This is a genomic window from Pseudomonas sp. Nvir (genome assembly GCF_963778085.1).
GTDB lineage: Bacteria > Pseudomonadota > Gammaproteobacteria > Pseudomonadales > Pseudomonadaceae > Aquipseudomonas > Aquipseudomonas juntendi.
In genome coordinates, this window is the sequence record NZ_OY970405.1 from 387,856 (window position 1) to 402,957 (window position 15,102).

Genomic DNA, 15,102 nt, shown 5'->3' on the forward strand with positions numbered 1-15,102 from the left:
GGAGACACCGTCATGTTGCATATTTTCTGTCCCCACTGCGGCGAGCTGCGCTCCGAAGAAGAGTTCCACGCCTCTGGCCAGGCGCACATCGCCCGCCCGCTGGACCCGGCTGCCTGCTCCGACGAGGAGTGGGGTACCTACATGTTCTACCGTGACAACCCACGCGGTATTCACCACGAACTGTGGGACCACGTTGCCGGCTGCCGCCAGTACTTCAACGTCACCCGCGACACCGTGACCTACGAAATTCTGGAAACCTACAAGATTGGCGAAAAGCCGCAAGTGACCGCCAACGGTAAAGCTGCCAGCGCACCGTCCGCCGTCAAAGGCCAAGGGGAAAAAGTATGAGCCAGACCTATCGCCTCGCCAGCGGCGGCCGTATCGACCGCAGCAAGGTCCTGAACTTCACCTTCAACGGCAAGACCTACCAGGGTTATGCCGGTGACAGCCTGGCCGCCGCGTTGCTGGCCAACGGCGTCGACATCGTTGGCCGCAGCTTCAAGTACTCGCGCCCCCGCGGCATCATCGCCGCCGGTACCGAAGAGCCGAACGCCATCCTGCAGATCGGCTCCAGCGAAGCCACCCAGATCCCCAACGTGCGTGCCACCCAGCAGGCGCTGTATGCAGGCCTGGTCGCCACCAGCACCAACGGCTGGCCGAACGTCAACAACGACGTCATGGGCATCCTGGGCAAGGTCGGCGGCAGCATGATGCCGCCGGGCTTCTACTACAAAACCTTCATGTACCCCAAATCGTTCTGGATGACTTACGAGAAGTACATCCGCAAGGCAGCCGGCCTGGGCCGTGCACCGCTGCAGAACGACCCGGACAGCTACGACTACATGAACCAGCACTGCGACGTGCTGATCGTCGGTGCCGGCCCTGCTGGCCTGGCAGCAGCCCTGGCCGCCGCGCGCAGCGGTGCCCGGGTGATCCTGGCCGACGAACAGGAAGAGTTCGGCGGCAGCCTGCTCGATACCCGCGAAACCCTGGACGGCAAGCCTGCCGCCGAATGGGTCAGCGCCGTGGTCAAAGAGCTGGAAGGCCTCCCGGAAGTGACCCTGCTGCCACGTGCCACGGTCAACGGCTACCACGACCATAACTTCCTGACCATTCACGAGCGCCTCACCGACCACCTCGGCGACCGCGCCCCGATCGGCCAGGTACGCCACCGCGTGCACCGTGTGCGCGCCAAGCGCGTGGTACTGGCTGCCGGCGCCCACGAGCGCCCGCTGGTGTACGGCAACAACGACGTGCCGGGCAACATGCTGGCCGGTGCCGTGTCCACCTACGTACGCCGCTACGGCGTGGCCCCGGGCCGCAAGCTGGTGCTGTCGACCAACAACGACCACGCCTACCGCGCGGCGCTGGACTGGCACGATGCCGGCCTGCAAGTGGTCGCCATTGCCGATGCCCGCCACAACCCGCGTGGTTCGCTGGTTGAAGAAGCGCGTGCCAAAGGCATCCGCATCCTTACCTCCAGTGCCGTGATCGAGGCCAAGGGCAGCAAGCACGTGACCGGCGCCCGTGTGGCGGCGATCGATGTGCAGGCGCACAAGGTCACCAGCCCTGGTGAAACCCTCGAGTGCGACCTGATCGCCTCGTCGGGCGGTTACAGCCCGATCGTTCACCTGGCATCGCACCTGGGCGGTCGCCCGGTATGGCGTGACGACATCCTCGGTTTCGTACCGGGCGATGCGCCGCAAAAACGCGAATGCGTGGGTGGCATCAATGGCGTCTACGCCCTGGGCGATGTGATTGCCGATGGTTTCGAAGGCGGCGTTCGCGCGGCCACCGAAGCTGGTTTCAAGGCCACCGTTGGCACCCTGCCGAAAACCGTTGCGCGCAAGGAAGAGGCCACCGTGGCGCTGTTCCTGGTACCGCACGACAAGGGCACCAAAGGGCCGAAGCAGTTCGTCGACCAGCAGAACGACGTGACCGCCGCTGGTATCGAGCTGGCTACCCGTGAAGGTTTCGAGTCGGTCGAGCACGTCAAACGCTACACCGCGCTGGGCTTTGGTACCGATCAGGGCAAGCTGGGTAACATCAACGGCCTGGCCATTGCTGCGCGTTCCATCGGCATTACCATTCCGGAAATGGGTACCACCATGTTCCGCCCCAACTACACGCCGGTCACCTTCGGCGCGGTAGCGGGCCGCCACTGTGGTCACCTGTTCGAGCCCGTACGCTTCACCGCCCTGCATGCCTGGCACGTGAAGAACGGCGCCGAGTTCGAAGACGTCGGCCAGTGGAAGCGCCCTTGGTACTTCCCCAAGGCTGGTGAAGATATCCATGCTGCCGTGGCCCGCGAATGCAAGGCCGTGCGTGACAGCGTGGGCCTGCTGGACGCCTCCACCCTGGGCAAGATCGACATCCAGGGGCCGGATGCCCGTGAGTTCCTCAACCGCATCTACACCAACGCCTGGACCAAGCTCGACGTGGGCAAGGCCCGCTACGGCCTGATGTGCAAGGAAGACGGCATGGTCTTCGACGATGGCGTAACCGCCTGCGTCGGCGACAACCACTTCATCATGACCACCACCACCGGCGGCGCTGCACGCGTGCTGCAGTGGATGGAGCTGTACCACCAGACCGAATGGCCAGAGCTGAAGGTGTACTTCACTTCGGTCACCGACCACTGGGCCACCATGACCCTGTCCGGCCCCAACAGCCGCAAGCTGCTCAGCGAGCTGACCGACATCGACATGGACAAGGAAGCCTTCCCGTTCATGACCTGGAAGGAAGGCAACGTAGGCGGTGTACCGGCGCGGGTGTTCCGTATTTCGTTCACCGGCGAGCTGTCGTACGAAGTGAACGTGCAGGCCAACTACGCCATGGGCGTGCTGGAACAGATCATCGAGGCGGGCAAGAAGTACAACCTGACCCCGTATGGCACCGAGACCATGCACGTTCTGCGCGCCGAGAAGGGCTTCATCATCGTCGGTCAGGACACCGACGGCTCGATGAACCCGGACGACCTGAACATGAGCTGGTGCGTAGGCCGCAACAAGCCGTTCTCGTGGATCGGCCTGCGTGGCATGAACCGCGAAGACTGCGTGCGTGAAAACCGCAAGCAGCTGGTGGGCCTGAAGCCGATCGACCCGACCAAGTGGCTGCCGGAAGGCGCCCAGCTGGTATTCGATCCCAAGCAGCCGATCCCGATGGACATGGTTGGCCACGTGACCTCCAGCTATGCGTCCAACTCGCTGGGCTACTCGTTCGCCATGGGCGTAGTCAAAGGCGGCCTCAAGCGCATGGGCGAGCGCGTCTACTCGCCGCAGGCGGATGGCAGCGTGATCGAGGCGGAAATCGTGTCTTCGGTGTTCTTCGATCCGAAGGGTGAGCGGCAGAACGTTTGACTCCGGGCCCTGTGGGGGCAGGCCAGGCCCAATCGCCGGCAAGCCAGCTCCCACAGGATCGATGCAGCTTTGAAGGTTGGTGAGTTCCCTGTGGGAGCTGGCTTGCCGGCGACAGGGCCGGTAGCCCCAACACAAACGCTGCGTCGCATCGACGAACCAGAATTCAAGGCAGGTAAGAAATGAGCGCTATCAACGTCTTCCAGCAAAACCCCGGCGCCGAGGCCAAGGCCCAGTCGCCACTGCACCACGCCGACCTGGCCAGCCTGGTTGGCAAAGGCCGCAAGAACGCAGGCGTAACCCTGCGCGAAAAGAAGTTTCTCGGCCACCTGACCCTGCGCGGCGATGGTCATGACCCGGAATTCGCCGCGGGTGTACACAAGGCCCTGGGCCTGGAGTTGCCTGTAGCGCTGACCGTGGTGGCCAACGGCGACACGTCGCTGCAATGGGTCGGCCCCGATGAGTGGCTGCTGATCGTGCCTGGCGGCCAGGAACTGGCGGTCGAGCAAAAGCTGCGTGCAGCCCTCGAAGGCCAGCACATCCAGGTGGTCAATGTGAGCGGCGGGCAAAGCCTGCTGGAACTGCGCGGCCCCCATGTACGTGAAGTGCTGATGAAGTCCACCAGCTATGATGTTCACCCGAACAACTTCCCGGTGGGCAAGGCCGTCGGCACCGTGTTCGCCAAGTCGCAACTGGTGATCCGCCGTACTGCCGAAGACACCTGGGAACTGGTGATTCGCCGCAGCTTCGCCGACTACTGGTGGCTGTGGCTGCAGGACGCTTCGGCCGAGTACGGCCTGAGCATCGAGGCTTAAGGAGCGCAGAACATGAGTCGGGCACCGGATACCTGGATTCTCACCGCCGACTGCCCGAGCATGCTCGGCACCGTCGACGTGGTGACGCGTTACCTCTTCGAGCAGCGCTGCTACGTGACGGAGCACCACTCCTTCGACGACCGGCAGTCGGGGCGTTTCTTCATTCGCGTGGAGTTTCGCCAGCCGGACGATTTCGATGAAGCCGGCTTTCGCGCCGGCCTTGCCGAGCGCGGCGAAGCGTTCGGCATGGTGTTCGAGCTGACCGCCCCGAATCACCGCCCCAAAGTGGTGATCATGGTGTCCAAGGCCGACCACTGCCTGAACGACCTGCTGTATCGCCAGCGCATTGGCCAACTGGGCATGGACGTGGTCGCGGTGGTGTCCAACCACCCCGACCTCGAACCCTTGGCGCATTGGCACAAGATCCCGTATTACCACTTTGCCCTCGACCCCAAGGACAAGCCTGGGCAAGAGCGCAAGGTGTTGCAGGTCATCGAGGAAACCGGTGCCGAGCTGGTGATTCTTGCGCGCTACATGCAAGTGCTGTCGCCTGAGCTGTGCCGGCGCCTGGACGGCTGGGCGATCAACATCCACCACTCGTTGCTGCCGGGTTTCAAGGGCGCCAAGCCATATCACCAGGCGTACAACAAGGGGGTGAAGATGGTCGGTGCCACGGCGCACTACATCAACAACGACCTCGACGAAGGGCCGATCATTGCCCAGGGCGTCGAGGTGGTGGACCACAGCCATTACCCGGAAGACCTGATCGCCAAGGGCCGCGACATCGAATGCCTGACCCTGGCGCGGGCGGTGGGGTATCACATCGAGCGGCGGGTGTTCCTCAACGCCAACCGGACTGTAGTTCTGTAATAACCTGTACCGGCCTACAGGTATTGCGTGAACTCAAAGCCAGCGCACTACCTGTGGGAGCGGGCAAGCCAGCTCCCACAGGGATATCACAGGCCTCGAAGGCTGTGATTTACCTGTAGGAGCGGCTTCAGCCGCGAAGAGGCCGGTACAGGCCAGCACCTCTGTTTGCCCCCCATACCTTCCAACGACAAACCTGCCGCTAAATGGCATCTCCCTGTCGCTCCCAGTCAGTGCACCCGGCCCCATCCGGCCCACAATTCCCCTCATCCAGAAACACATGCCGCCCAAGGATGGCGGCGCGTTCAACCACCGCTGCATAAATAAAAATCAAGCGAGGTAAGAGCATGTCTGGCAATCGTGGAGTGGTATATCTCGGCGCCGGCAAGGTCGAGGTGCAGAAGATCGACTACCCGAAAATGCAGGACCCACGCGGCAAGAAAATCGAGCATGGCGTGATCCTGAAGGTGGTCTCCACCAACATCTGCGGCTCCGACCAGCACATGGTCCGCGGCCGCACCACTGCCCAGGTCGGCCTGGTTCTGGGCCATGAAATCACCGGTGAAATCGTCGAGAAAGGCAGCGACGTCGAGCGCATGCAGATCGGCGACCTGGTTTCGGTACCGTTCAACGTTGCCTGCGGCCGTTGCCGCTCGTGCAAAGAGATGCACACCGGTGTGTGCCTGACCGTCAACCCGGCCCGCGCCGGCGGTGCCTACGGCTACGTCGACATGGGCGACTGGACCGGCGGCCAGGCGGAATACGTGCTGGTGCCCTATGCCGACTTCAACCTGCTGAAACTGCCCGAGCGCGACAAGGCCATGGAGAAGATCCGTGACCTGACTTGCCTGTCCGACATCCTGCCAACCGGCTACCACGGCGCCGTCACTGCCGGCGTAGGCCCAGGCAGCACCGTATATGTCGCTGGCGCCGGCCCGGTCGGCCTGGCCGCCGCTGCCTCGGCGCGCCTGCTGGGCGCCGCTTGCGTCATCGTCGGCGACCTCAACCCGGCCCGTCTGGCTCACGCTAAGTCGCAGGGCTTTGAGGTGGTCGACCTGTCCAAGGACACCCCGCTGCACGAGCAGATCGTCGATATCCTCGGCGAGCCGGAAGTGGACTGCGCCGTTGACGCCGTTGGCTTCGAGGCCCGCGGCCATGGCCATGAAGGTGCCAAGCACGAAGCCCCGGCCACCGTGCTGAACTCGCTGATGCAGGTTACCCGCGTAGCCGGCAACATCGGTATCCCGGGCCTGTACGTGACCGAAGACCCGGGCGCGGTGGACGCTGCCGCCAAGATCGGCGCGCTGAGCATCCGCTTCGGCCTGGGCTGGGCCAAGTCGCACAGCTTCCACACCGGCCAGACCCCGACCATGAAGTACAACCGCCAGTTGATGCAGGCGATCATGTGGGACCGCATCAACATTGCCGAAGTGGTGGGCGTGCAGGTGATCAACCTGGACCAGGCGCCGGAAGGGTACGGCGAGTTTGATGCCGGAGTGCCGAAGAAGTTTGTGATCGACCCGCACAAGATGTGGGGCGCTGCTTGATTGCGTGATGTAACAAAGAGCCCCTCATCTTGAGGGGCTCTTTTTTATGGCTGCTTGACTGAGCCTTGCACGGCAAGCACCGAGCCCATCTGATCGGTTGCCAGCGGGCCGCCGGCTTTGGTGTCGTCTGTACTCAGCTCTGCCAGCGGTTGTTCCGCATTGCGCACGATGGTGCGACCCTTACCGCCTTCTTTTACGGTAAAGAGCTTGTCGCCCTGGTAGAAGAACAGCGTACTGTTTGATGCTTTGCTCATTGTTCAAGTCCCTACCGTGCTGGATGAATGGAGGTCGCTTGAAACCCATTGTGAACAGCGGCAGGGATTTTGATACTGGCAGAAATACTAGTTTTACAGCCTCACACGAAACCTGTGGGAGCGGGCGTGCCCGCGAAGAGGCCAGACCTACCAACCCATCACTTAGCGCATCATCCCCAACTCAGCATCATCCATCAGCGCCTTGGCCAACGCGCTCAGGTAATGTGAAGCCCAGAGCAACTGCGGTTTGTTGTCCATCAGGCCGTCAATGGTCAAATCCCGCACATAGCCCATCAGTTCCGAGGCTTGCTCTCGTGCATCCTGGCAAGGGATGCCTGGGGCGATGCAGAACAATGCGTGGGTCTTGTTTTCGCCTTGGTAAAACGTGGTTTTGCCAACGGTGGTATTGGGTTTGGTGTTTTCTGTTGTCATTGTTTATTCCCTTGAACTTAGCTGCGCCTGTTCCGGCCTCTTCGCGGGTGAACCCGCCCCCACAGGTCAGGTTCGTCACAGGCGCAAAGCGGAGCGCAAAATCCCTGTGGGAGCGGCTTTAGCCGCGAAGAGGCCAGCTCAGGCAACGCAAGGCTTGAAGCTCTTAATGCAACGTCCGCGGCTCAGAAGGCAACTGGACCTGGATCAAGGCTGCCTCAAGCAGCGCTCGCAACGCCTCGAGTTCATGCATCGTCGCCATGATCAGAACCGAGCCTGGCGACTTGGGCTGCAGCAGCACCGCCTGCTGCGCGACCGTTTGCGCGCACAGGGCGTACTCCGCGGCCTGGATGAGTGTGTCTTCTAGGGAATGGTAAGTGTGGGGTGGATCGGGGACGATCTTAAGCATGATGGAACACCTTAAATGGAGGCCATCACCATCTGCTGTCAAACAATTGGTGGCAGCGGTACATGGGTTGACAGACCGGTAGGTGAACCAAAACCCGGCGCACACAAAGTGCCCCATGCACAGCTGCCATAACAGCGAAGCCATGTGATTCATACCAAGGCGGCCTGTCAAAGCCGGTCGCTGATTTCGCAGCGACCGCCCGAGACTAGAGCCCAACCCAGATCATCGCAATGGCTTGTGCGACTCGGGACTGTAATTCAGAAACGTCCTACAGGTAAGTGGAAAAAACGGAATAGGTTGTCGAGATAGGCACGCTGCAATACTGGTGGGGCAGGGCCTAAATCAGTTTGGTTTTTGTTGCCCGGCGCCACGATGGGGCCCATGCAGTGCTGCCATAAAAGTGAACCATGTGAGTCACTGTCCCGTCGTTTTCATGTAGAAACTTAACAATTTTTATCAACGCCGGCGAGTCGAAATATTTTGTTCGGATACGTTGGTTCTGTAATTTTTGTCGTCATATGGGTCGTCACGAGTTCTTGTTGGACTGGCCCAGTTTCCTTCTTTCCTGGTATTGCCTTGTGGGGTATAGGCAGGTTTTGGGGCTGCGTCTAATGCTTGCTTGGCAGCTGTAAGGTGGGGGAATAGATACCTGTGGTCTTTGTCTTGATATTTGTTTACTCCTTCTGCCTTTCTTTTGCTTCTTTTGTAAATTTTTTCAAGTTGTTCTGCGGTGCTGTCAATATAGGGCTGTATTATGTCTCCTCGGTAAGGTCTTTTCGCAACTAAGTTGTTGAGGGCGTTGGTTTTACTTATTACTTCAGTTTTTTGGTCTGCTATGACTCCACGGCGTTGGCGTATTTTTGTTTCGGTATTACGAAACCACGTTCTAGGCTTAAAGATAGACCACATGCCCGTTTCGTCTTTTCGATTCATGGGGTCATTCAGGCAGTACGTGAAAGTGTTTATCCCGCCTCTGCCAAATGGGCTTCCAGCGTTGTCCGGGGCGATAAATCGTCCAATTTCAGTGCTGAATCCACGGTGTCCTTGGCCTAGAAGATAAAGGTGCGTGTTTTCCAGCATGAACTCGCCGTTGTATCCTATAGCTGCGAATTCTGCTGGTAGTTTGTGGTTGTATCCAAAGGCGGTGTAGCTGTGATTGATTTGCATATCGTCAGGCGTTCTCACGATAAGCACTGAGCCCATTTCATCTGTTGCGAGAAGCTTGGTGCTGCTTGCTTCTTTTTCAGATAATTCAGCAAGCGGGAGCGCTTCAATTCGCAGCATTGAACGCTTTTGATCGTTTCCAATGACAGTCGTTAGTTTGCTGGTCTGGTAGAAATATTTGGCGGTACCAGGACTGATTTTCATCGGCGTGCTCCCGTTTCTGCAGTAGGCCCCAAAAATGTATGAGGTGGGTACTGCGATTATCTTGAGTACTTTGAGCAATTGGCTACTGGCAGAAATATCAGGTGTGCGCCTGTCTGGGCTCGGAACAATCACTCAGATTTCCAGTCAAATCCGCTGTTTCCCAGGCCATGCCGGCCAACGAGGTCCCTCCCGATGAAAGTACTCACCCTGGCAACCCTGATGACCCTGGCCGCAAGCCCGGTGTTCGCCTTCAACCTCAGCGACGCCGCCAACGCCGTATCCGCCATGCAAAACCAGCAACAGCAAGGCCAGGTACAGGCGCCCCAGGCGCAGGCCGATTTGCTCAACACCCTGGGCAGCCAGTTGAACATCACCCCCGAGCAGGCCGTGGGCGGGGCGGGGGCGATGTTGGGTTTGGCACGCAACAGCCTGAGCAGCGAGGACTATGGCCAGCTGACCAAGGCGGTACCGGGCCTGGACCTGTTGTCGGGTGCCAATGCCCTGGGCGGGCTAAGTGGCTTGGGTGATTTGCTGGGCAGCAACAAGGGTAGCCAGTCGGCCTTGGACAAGGCATTGGGTAACGACGTGCAGAACCGTAGCGACCTGGACAATGCCTTCAAGGCGCTGGGGATGGATATCGGGATGATCGGCCAATTTGCGCCGTTGATTCTGCAGTATCTGGGGCAGCAGGGGATTGCCGGGTCGTTGTTGCAGAATCTGGGGAGTTTGTGGACTGCACCGGCGCCGTTGGCCCATCCTTCGGTCTGATCGTTTTGTAGCGCCAGTGTCGGCCTATCGCCGGCAAGTCGGCTTCCCACTGGGATATCACTGGCTTCAGGCGTGGCGCTACACCTGCGGGAGCGGCCTTGCCGGGGCGCCGAACCAATCGGAAAGGACCCCTTACTTACAGATAACTATGCAGCGTGTAGGATTTCATCAAAGTCGACTTTCATTAGATTAATCCAATTCATTAGTAATGCATATAAGTTTTCAGCGCGTTATTAAGTCTTCGGATTCGATATTGTGCATCCTCCAGCCATACGGCGAGTTTGAGTTTTTCTATGTTGTAACCATTTTCATCGAAACCTTGGCTTAGGGCGAAGTGCAATGTAGAAGGATCATTGAGTTCGTTGAGCATGCGCTTCTTTCGCTTAATGCGCTTGCGGAACGCTTCAATATAAATAGATAAAGACTGAATTTCTTTCTCGCGAAATTTTATGTCGGCGATTGGTTCTGCGGGGTATCTATGGGTCTGTGGCTGCAGATTAAAACTAACAGTCTTCTTTTTCGTCTTAAGGGCTAAGGCTGGGGCGCTGGCTTTCAACGGACGGTTTGCGATTGCCTGCACCGCAGGCTTGATTGTACGCGGCGCTACCTGCTGAATTGGCTGGCGTGACTGACTCTCCCAAAAATGCTGTAAACGAGCGAAGGTTCGATGTTGGCCTGTATCATCCCGGAAATTGAGAGGGTCACAGGCACAGTATGCGTAGGCGTTATAGCCGCCTTTCCCGAATGGGCTGAGATGATCGGGGCTATAGAAACGCATCGGGGCGGGGCTGTAATACCGGTAGCCTTGCCCCAATGCATAGGTGCCCGCGGGCGGATCGTACCGATTTCCATTGAAACCAATCAGGGCTGCTCGAGGTGTTTGTTCGCCGGTGTAGCCATAGGGGCTGTAGATAAAAGCTGACAATTTCAATGAAAGAACCTCGCTATAAGAAGTTATGTAAGTGCCCGTCTTTGCAAGGCCAAGTACGACTAGTGAAATTATCTTAACGTGGCTTCAGATGAAGATCGGGTACGGGCAGTCTGCACCGTTGATTTGTGATACCTGGGGCAGTAGCGGATTGCTGGGTCACTGCTGCAGAGATTGGGCAGCCTCGGACTTAACCGGCACCAGTGAATGCGCGATCGGTACGATTTAACTGGACATGGGAGGAGTCAGGAATGGAACCAACTGGCCATCGCCCTGTTCACTCGGTCTTCTTGTTTTGGCACTTCACGACGGATTCTAGCGAGACTAGCAAGGTACTCCGAACGCATTTCCGGGTTATGCAGTTGCTTCAGATACTCTGGGGCACGCGCAAGTGCCAGATTCGCCTCGTGCAGCTCCCTGGCCAGAGTTACGACTTCACCCAATGTCACGCTTGGATTTCTCCGATCTTCAAACGGCATCCGACCACCGTTTGCCAATGGATTTCTATTGGCACGTGGCTGCTGATTGTTCGGTGTTGGCGGTGATGGATCGGTGTGCGAATTGTTTCCGGTCTGCAAGCGCTGCCTGTTGAGGGAGCGATTGAGGTGCTGGGCCGTTTGTGGGGGAGGAGCATCGGCTGTCAGTATTGTGGGATGGCGGCGTATTCGATTGAAACCGGCATGCCCGTCTGGATCTACGTTGTTTATGGAGTCTCCCACGCAATAGCTATAGGCATTCACTCCCCCTTTGCCGAACGGGCTCCAGCTATCAGGTGCAAGAAATCGCCTCAGGCCTGGGCTGTAGGCGCGATAACCATTGCCTAGCAGGTAGTTGCCGGTAAGGCTGTCTTCTCGCTCGCCATTGAAGCCAAGCATGGACACCTTGCTTACTTGATTCCGGTGGTGCCCGTAAGGGCAATAAGCACGCAGAGCTGCTGACATAGAGCCTGGCCTTGCAAGACGGTGATCCCTAGTCTTGGTCTTTCCGACGCCTGGCACAACTAGCAGAATTATCAGTACATACCGCTGGCAGCAATCTACTTTGAAGCGCCAGCACGCCTAACGAGCTCCGGTGCCGGTAGTACAATCACGAATGTGAATTTTTGGAGGGGTCAGTGCTGGTATCGCAGCCCTGAAGCTTGGTGCAGTACCTGTAGAAGCGCCCCAGCAAGCCCGCTCCTACACGAGATCGCGCAAGCCCGAGTAAGCGGAGTTAGGCTGTTTCTGTGAAGTCCACCAGGCGCACCGGGCGGCGGAAGCCCGCGGTCAGTACCGCCAGGTAAGCCAGGCCCAAGGCAAACCAGCACAGCCCGATCACCAACGTCAGTGCCGACAGGCTGGTCCACAGCCACAGGGTCAGCGCCAGGCCCACCAGCGGCACCAGACCGTAGCACAGCAGCCCCTTGAGGTTGCGCTGCGCCCCGTCATCCATCAGGTGGGTCTTCACCACCGCAAGGTTCACCGCCGAGAACGCCACCAGTGCCCCAAAGCTGATCAGCGAGGCCAGGGTAGCCAGGTCGATCACCAACGCCAGCAGCGAAAACGCCGACACCAGCAAAATGGCGAACACCGGGGTGCCGAACCGTGGCGACAGGTAACCGAAGCTGCGCCGCGGCAGCACGTTGTCACGGCCCATGGTGAACAGGATGCGTGACACTGCCGCCTGCGAGGCCAGCGCCGAGCCCAGGCTGCCGGCAACAAAAGCTGCGGTGAAGAAGTTGGCCAGGAACTGCCCACCCGCCTTGAACATCACCTCGTTGGCCGCCGCATCGGCATTGGCGAAGGTGGTGCCCGGCATGACCAGCTGGCTGACATAGGCCAGTACGGTGAACAGTACGCCAGCGAACAGGGTGGTGAGGATGATCGCCCGTGGCACGTCGCGGCGGGCATCGCGGCATTCTTCAGCCAGGGTCGAAACGGCATCGAAGCCGAGGAACGACAGGCACAACACCGCCGCACCGGCCATCAGCGCGCCAAAGCCTGGTTGTGAGCCGTCACCCAGCAGCGGCGACAGCAGGTCGAGCGGCTGGCCGGCCAGCGTTTGGCATGACAGCGCCACGAATACCACGATGAAGACGATCTGCGCGCCGACGATCAGGTTGCTGGTTTTGGCCACCGAATGGATGCCGACCACGTTGAGCACGGTAACCAGGGCGATCGAGGCCAGCGCAATGGACCACGCCGGGATGGCCGGGAAGGCGATATTGAGGAACAAGCCGATCAACAGGTAGTTGATCATCGGCAGGAACAGATAGTCGAGCAGCAACGACCAGCCCGCGAGGAAGCCGATGTTGGGGCCGAAAGCCATGTTGGTGTAGGAGTACGCCGAGCCTGCCACTGGGAAACGCTTGACCATGAAGCTGTAGGACGCGGCGGTGAACAGCATGGCCACCAGGGTAACCATGTAGGCGCTGGCGGTGCGGCCGCCGGTCAGCTCTGTCACGATGCCATAGGTGGTGAAGATGGTCAGCGGGACCATGTACACCAGGCCGAAGAACACCAGGGCCGGAAGGCCGAGAACACGGCGAAGCTGAGCGGAGTTGAAGCTGGGTGGGTTGGCCATCGATCGATCCAGAGCGTTTTTTTAGTTGTGCTTTGGTCGATTTTTATCCACTTAGGTGGGGGATGACAAAAAAGTAATCCTTATGTTGATTATTAGCCTGGGTTTTAATCGGATTGTTGGGCTACCTGAGCGGGCCGCGGGTGGCAGCGCAAGCTCGAAGGTAGCACCACCCTGTGAGGTGCGGGTTCACCCGCGAAGAGGCCCCATCAGGCGGTAAAGACCTCAGCCCATCTCCCCCCGCAGTTGCTCGATCCGCTGGTCCTTGTCCAACCACAACTGGTTCACCCAGGCCTGCACGGTCTGGCGGAATTCAGGATCGTTCTCGTAATCCCCCGCCCACAATCCAGGGTCCAGCTCACGCACCTGAATGTCGATAATCACCCGGCTAATGCTGCCATTGAGCAAATCCCAGAACCCCGGCGCCTTGTTGCCTGGGTACACGATGGTCACGTCCAGCAGCGCATCGAGCTGATCACCCAGCGCCGCCAGCACGAACGCCACGCCACCGGCCTTGGGCTTGAGCAGGTAACGGTATGGCGACTGTTGCGCCTGGCGCTTGGCGTCGCTGAAGCGCGTGCCTTCGAGGTAGTTGACCACGGTCACCGGCTGGCGCTTGAACAGCTCGCAGGCGGCCTTGGTGATCTCCAGGTCCTTGCCCTTCAGCTCGGGGTGCTTGGCCAGAAAGGCCTTGCTGTAGCGCTTCATGAACGGGTAATCCAGCCCCCACCAGGCCAGCCCCAGCAGCGGTACCCAGATCAGCTCTTTTTTCAGGAAGAACTTGAAGAACGGCGTGCGCCGGTTGAGGCTTTCGATCAGGGCCGGAATGTCCACCCAGGACTGGTGGTTGCTCACCGCCAGATAGGAAGTGTCCTTGCGCAGGTTCTCGACGCCGCGGATGTCCCACTGGGTGGGGATGCACAGGGCAAAGATGGCCTTGTCGATTTCCGACCAGGTTTCGGCCACCCACATCACCGCCCACGAGGCATAGTCACGGCCACGGCCCGGCAACACCAGTTTGAGCAGGGCGAAGACCAGCAGTGGGCAGATCAGCACCAAGGTGTTGAGCAGCAGCAGGGTGGTCGTAAGAATGCCGGTAAGCAGGCGACGCATAAGGAAACTCTTGTTGTATGAAGTTGGCAGGGCGCAATGATAAGCAGCGCCGGGGCCTACGCCAAATGTCCAATGCCCGGCGGCAGGAACAAATGTTTCACAACATGTTGGATAACCTTGTGACAACGAACCTATCCTGCCAGTGCAGTCTAAGCACTGACCTCTTTGAAGGAAGCCTGCCTGTGAAACCTTTGCTTGCCCTGTTGTCGTTGTTGTCACTGCCGGTAATGGCCGCCGACCCTACCCTCTACGGCCGCTACGAGAACATCGCCCTGCCCGAGCTGGGCGAAACGTTGAAAGCCAAGATGGATACCGGCGCCTTTACCGCCTCGCTGTCGGCCAAGGATATCGAGTTGTTCACCCGCGATGGCGATGAGTGGGTGCGCTTTCGCCTGGCGACCAAGGACGCCGATGGCAAAGTTTACGAGCACAAGGTCTCGCGTATCAGCAAGATCAAAGGGCGGGCCGATGAGGAAGACGAAGGGGATACGCCGGAAGTTTCCAAGCGCCCGGTGGTCGACCTGCAGTTGTGCCTGGGTGACGTGAAACGCACTGTTGAAGTGAACCTGGTGGACCGCAGCAACTTCAACTACCCGCTGTTGATTGGCTCCAAGGCGCTGCGCGAGTTCAAGGCGGCGGTCAACCCGGCGAAGAAATTTACTGCTGGCAAGCCAGACTGCTGATACGTA

General features: G+C 59.3%; 15 protein-coding genes. 7 read left to right on the plus strand and 8 right to left on the minus strand.

Annotation, left to right across the window (positions count from 1 at the left end; genetic code table 11):
• Positions 1–12: 12 nt before the first annotated feature.
• The 5 genes from AACG97_RS02050 to fdhA all read left to right on the plus strand — a co-directional run bounded on the left by AACG97_RS02050 (position 13) and on the right by fdhA (position 6,585).
• Positions 13–348, plus strand: coding sequence for a sarcosine oxidase subunit delta (locus AACG97_RS02050; protein ID WP_009683373.1), 336 nt, complete (start codon positions 13–15; stop codon positions 346–348).
• A complete protein-coding gene (locus AACG97_RS02055; RefSeq protein WP_047150218.1) occupies positions 345–3,359 on the plus strand; it encodes a sarcosine oxidase subunit alpha in 3,015 nt (1,004 codons plus the stop codon). Before AACG97_RS02050 ends, AACG97_RS02055 begins: the two co-directional genes overlap by 4 nt.
• Before the next feature lie 179 nt (positions 3,360–3,538).
• Complete coding sequence (locus AACG97_RS02060) at positions 3,539–4,171, plus strand: sarcosine oxidase subunit gamma (protein ID WP_009683376.1); 633 nt, start codon at positions 3,539–3,541, stop codon at positions 4,169–4,171.
• Positions 4,172–4,183: 12 nt separating this feature from the next.
• Positions 4,184–5,041: a formyltetrahydrofolate deformylase gene (purU, locus tag AACG97_RS02065; RefSeq protein ID WP_009683377.1), complete on the plus strand. Its 858-nt coding sequence runs from the start codon at positions 4,184–4,186 to the stop codon at positions 5,039–5,041.
• Positions 5,042–5,385: 344 nt separating this feature from the next.
• A complete protein-coding gene (gene fdhA / locus AACG97_RS02070) occupies positions 5,386–6,585 on the plus strand; it encodes a formaldehyde dehydrogenase, glutathione-independent (protein WP_009683378.1) in 1,200 nt (399 codons plus the stop codon).
• Between the two features lie 44 nt (positions 6,586–6,629).
• Here the strand turns inward: fdhA and AACG97_RS02075 are convergent, their stop codons facing one another.
• The 4 genes from AACG97_RS02075 to AACG97_RS02090 all read right to left on the minus strand — a co-directional run bounded on the left by AACG97_RS02075 (position 6,630) and on the right by AACG97_RS02090 (position 9,045).
• A complete protein-coding gene (locus AACG97_RS02075; protein ID WP_115293270.1) occupies positions 6,630–6,839 on the minus strand; it encodes a hypothetical protein in 210 nt (69 codons plus the stop codon).
• A gap of 162 nt (positions 6,840–7,001) precedes the next feature.
• Positions 7,002–7,271 (minus strand): DUF3077 domain-containing protein, encoded by a 270-nt coding sequence (locus AACG97_RS02080; protein WP_115293271.1) that lies wholly within the window; start codon positions 7,269–7,271, stop codon positions 7,002–7,004.
• 163 nt (positions 7,272–7,434) lie between these two features.
• Positions 7,435–7,677, minus strand: coding sequence for a hypothetical protein (locus tag AACG97_RS02085; RefSeq protein ID WP_115293272.1), 243 nt, complete (start codon positions 7,675–7,677; stop codon positions 7,435–7,437).
• A 456-nt stretch (positions 7,678–8,133) separates the two neighbouring features.
• Positions 8,134–9,045 (minus strand): RHS repeat-associated core domain-containing protein, encoded by a 912-nt coding sequence (locus AACG97_RS02090; RefSeq protein WP_225786154.1) that lies wholly within the window; start codon positions 9,043–9,045, stop codon positions 8,134–8,136.
• 192 nt (positions 9,046–9,237) lie between these two features.
• On the opposite strand from AACG97_RS02090, the gene AACG97_RS02095 reads away from it, so the two are divergent.
• Complete coding sequence (locus tag AACG97_RS02095; RefSeq protein ID WP_054904290.1) at positions 9,238–9,813, plus strand: DUF2780 domain-containing protein; 576 nt, start codon at positions 9,238–9,240, stop codon at positions 9,811–9,813.
• A gap of 202 nt (positions 9,814–10,015) precedes the next feature.
• Here AACG97_RS02095 and AACG97_RS02100 read toward each other — a convergent pair whose 3' ends face one another.
• From AACG97_RS02100 to AACG97_RS02115, 4 genes are all read right to left on the minus strand, one after another.
• Positions 10,016–10,744 (minus strand): RHS repeat-associated core domain-containing protein, encoded by a 729-nt coding sequence (locus AACG97_RS02100; protein ID WP_115293273.1) that lies wholly within the window; start codon positions 10,742–10,744, stop codon positions 10,016–10,018.
• A 242-nt stretch (positions 10,745–10,986) separates the two neighbouring features.
• On the minus strand, positions 10,987–11,682 hold the full coding sequence (locus AACG97_RS27945) for an RHS repeat-associated core domain-containing protein (protein WP_197885493.1): 696 nt from the start codon (positions 11,680–11,682) through the stop codon (positions 10,987–10,989).
• Between the two features lie 271 nt (positions 11,683–11,953).
• The gene (locus AACG97_RS02110) at positions 11,954–13,303 is read right to left on the minus strand and encodes an APC family permease (protein WP_115293275.1); all 1,350 of its coding nucleotides are present in this window, start codon (positions 13,301–13,303) and stop codon (positions 11,954–11,956) included.
• A 222-nt stretch (positions 13,304–13,525) separates the two neighbouring features.
• Positions 13,526–14,413, minus strand: coding sequence for an acyltransferase (locus AACG97_RS02115; RefSeq protein WP_009682545.1), 888 nt, complete (start codon positions 14,411–14,413; stop codon positions 13,526–13,528).
• 182 nt (positions 14,414–14,595) lie between these two features.
• Between AACG97_RS02115 and rloA2 the strand changes: the two genes are divergently transcribed.
• Complete coding sequence (gene rloA2, locus AACG97_RS02120) at positions 14,596–15,096, plus strand: retropepsin-like aspartic peptidase RloA2 (protein WP_009682544.1); 501 nt, start codon at positions 14,596–14,598, stop codon at positions 15,094–15,096.
• Positions 15,097–15,102: the final 6 nt, after the last annotated feature.

What these genes read in the sequence shown, in the direction of transcription:
- AACG97_RS02080 (WP_115293271.1), bottom strand. Translation starts at nt 7,271, where the DNA reads ATGACAACAGAAAACACCAAACCCAATACCACCGTTGGCAAAACCACG.
- AACG97_RS02090 (WP_225786154.1), bottom strand. Translation starts at nt 9,045, where the DNA reads ATGAAAATCAGTCCTGGTACCGCCAAATATTTCTACCAGACCAGCAAA.
- AACG97_RS02060 (WP_009683376.1), top strand. Translation starts at nt 3,539, where the DNA reads ATGAGCGCTATCAACGTCTTCCAGCAAAACCCCGGCGCCGAGGCCAAG.
- fdhA (WP_009683378.1), top strand. Translation starts at nt 5,386, where the DNA reads ATGTCTGGCAATCGTGGAGTGGTATATCTCGGCGCCGGCAAGGTCGAG.
- AACG97_RS02115 (WP_009682545.1), bottom strand. Translation starts at nt 14,413, where the DNA reads ATGCGTCGCCTGCTTACCGGCATTCTTACGACCACCCTGCTGCTGCTC.
- AACG97_RS02095 (WP_054904290.1), top strand. Translation starts at nt 9,238, where the DNA reads ATGAAAGTACTCACCCTGGCAACCCTGATGACCCTGGCCGCAAGCCCG.
- AACG97_RS27945 (WP_197885493.1), bottom strand. Translation starts at nt 11,682, where the DNA reads ATGTCAGCAGCTCTGCGTGCTTATTGCCCTTACGGGCACCACCGGAAT.
- AACG97_RS02085 (WP_115293272.1), bottom strand. Translation starts at nt 7,677, where the DNA reads ATGCTTAAGATCGTCCCCGATCCACCCCACACTTACCATTCCCTAGAA.
- AACG97_RS02110 (WP_115293275.1), bottom strand. Translation starts at nt 13,303, where the DNA reads ATGGCCAACCCACCCAGCTTCAACTCCGCTCAGCTTCGCCGTGTTCTC.
- AACG97_RS02050 (WP_009683373.1), top strand. Translation starts at nt 13, where the DNA reads ATGTTGCATATTTTCTGTCCCCACTGCGGCGAGCTGCGCTCCGAAGAA.
- purU (WP_009683377.1), top strand. Translation starts at nt 4,184, where the DNA reads ATGAGTCGGGCACCGGATACCTGGATTCTCACCGCCGACTGCCCGAGC.
- AACG97_RS02075 (WP_115293270.1), bottom strand. Translation starts at nt 6,839, where the DNA reads ATGAGCAAAGCATCAAACAGTACGCTGTTCTTCTACCAGGGCGACAAG.
- AACG97_RS02055 (WP_047150218.1), top strand. Translation starts at nt 345, where the DNA reads ATGAGCCAGACCTATCGCCTCGCCAGCGGCGGCCGTATCGACCGCAGC.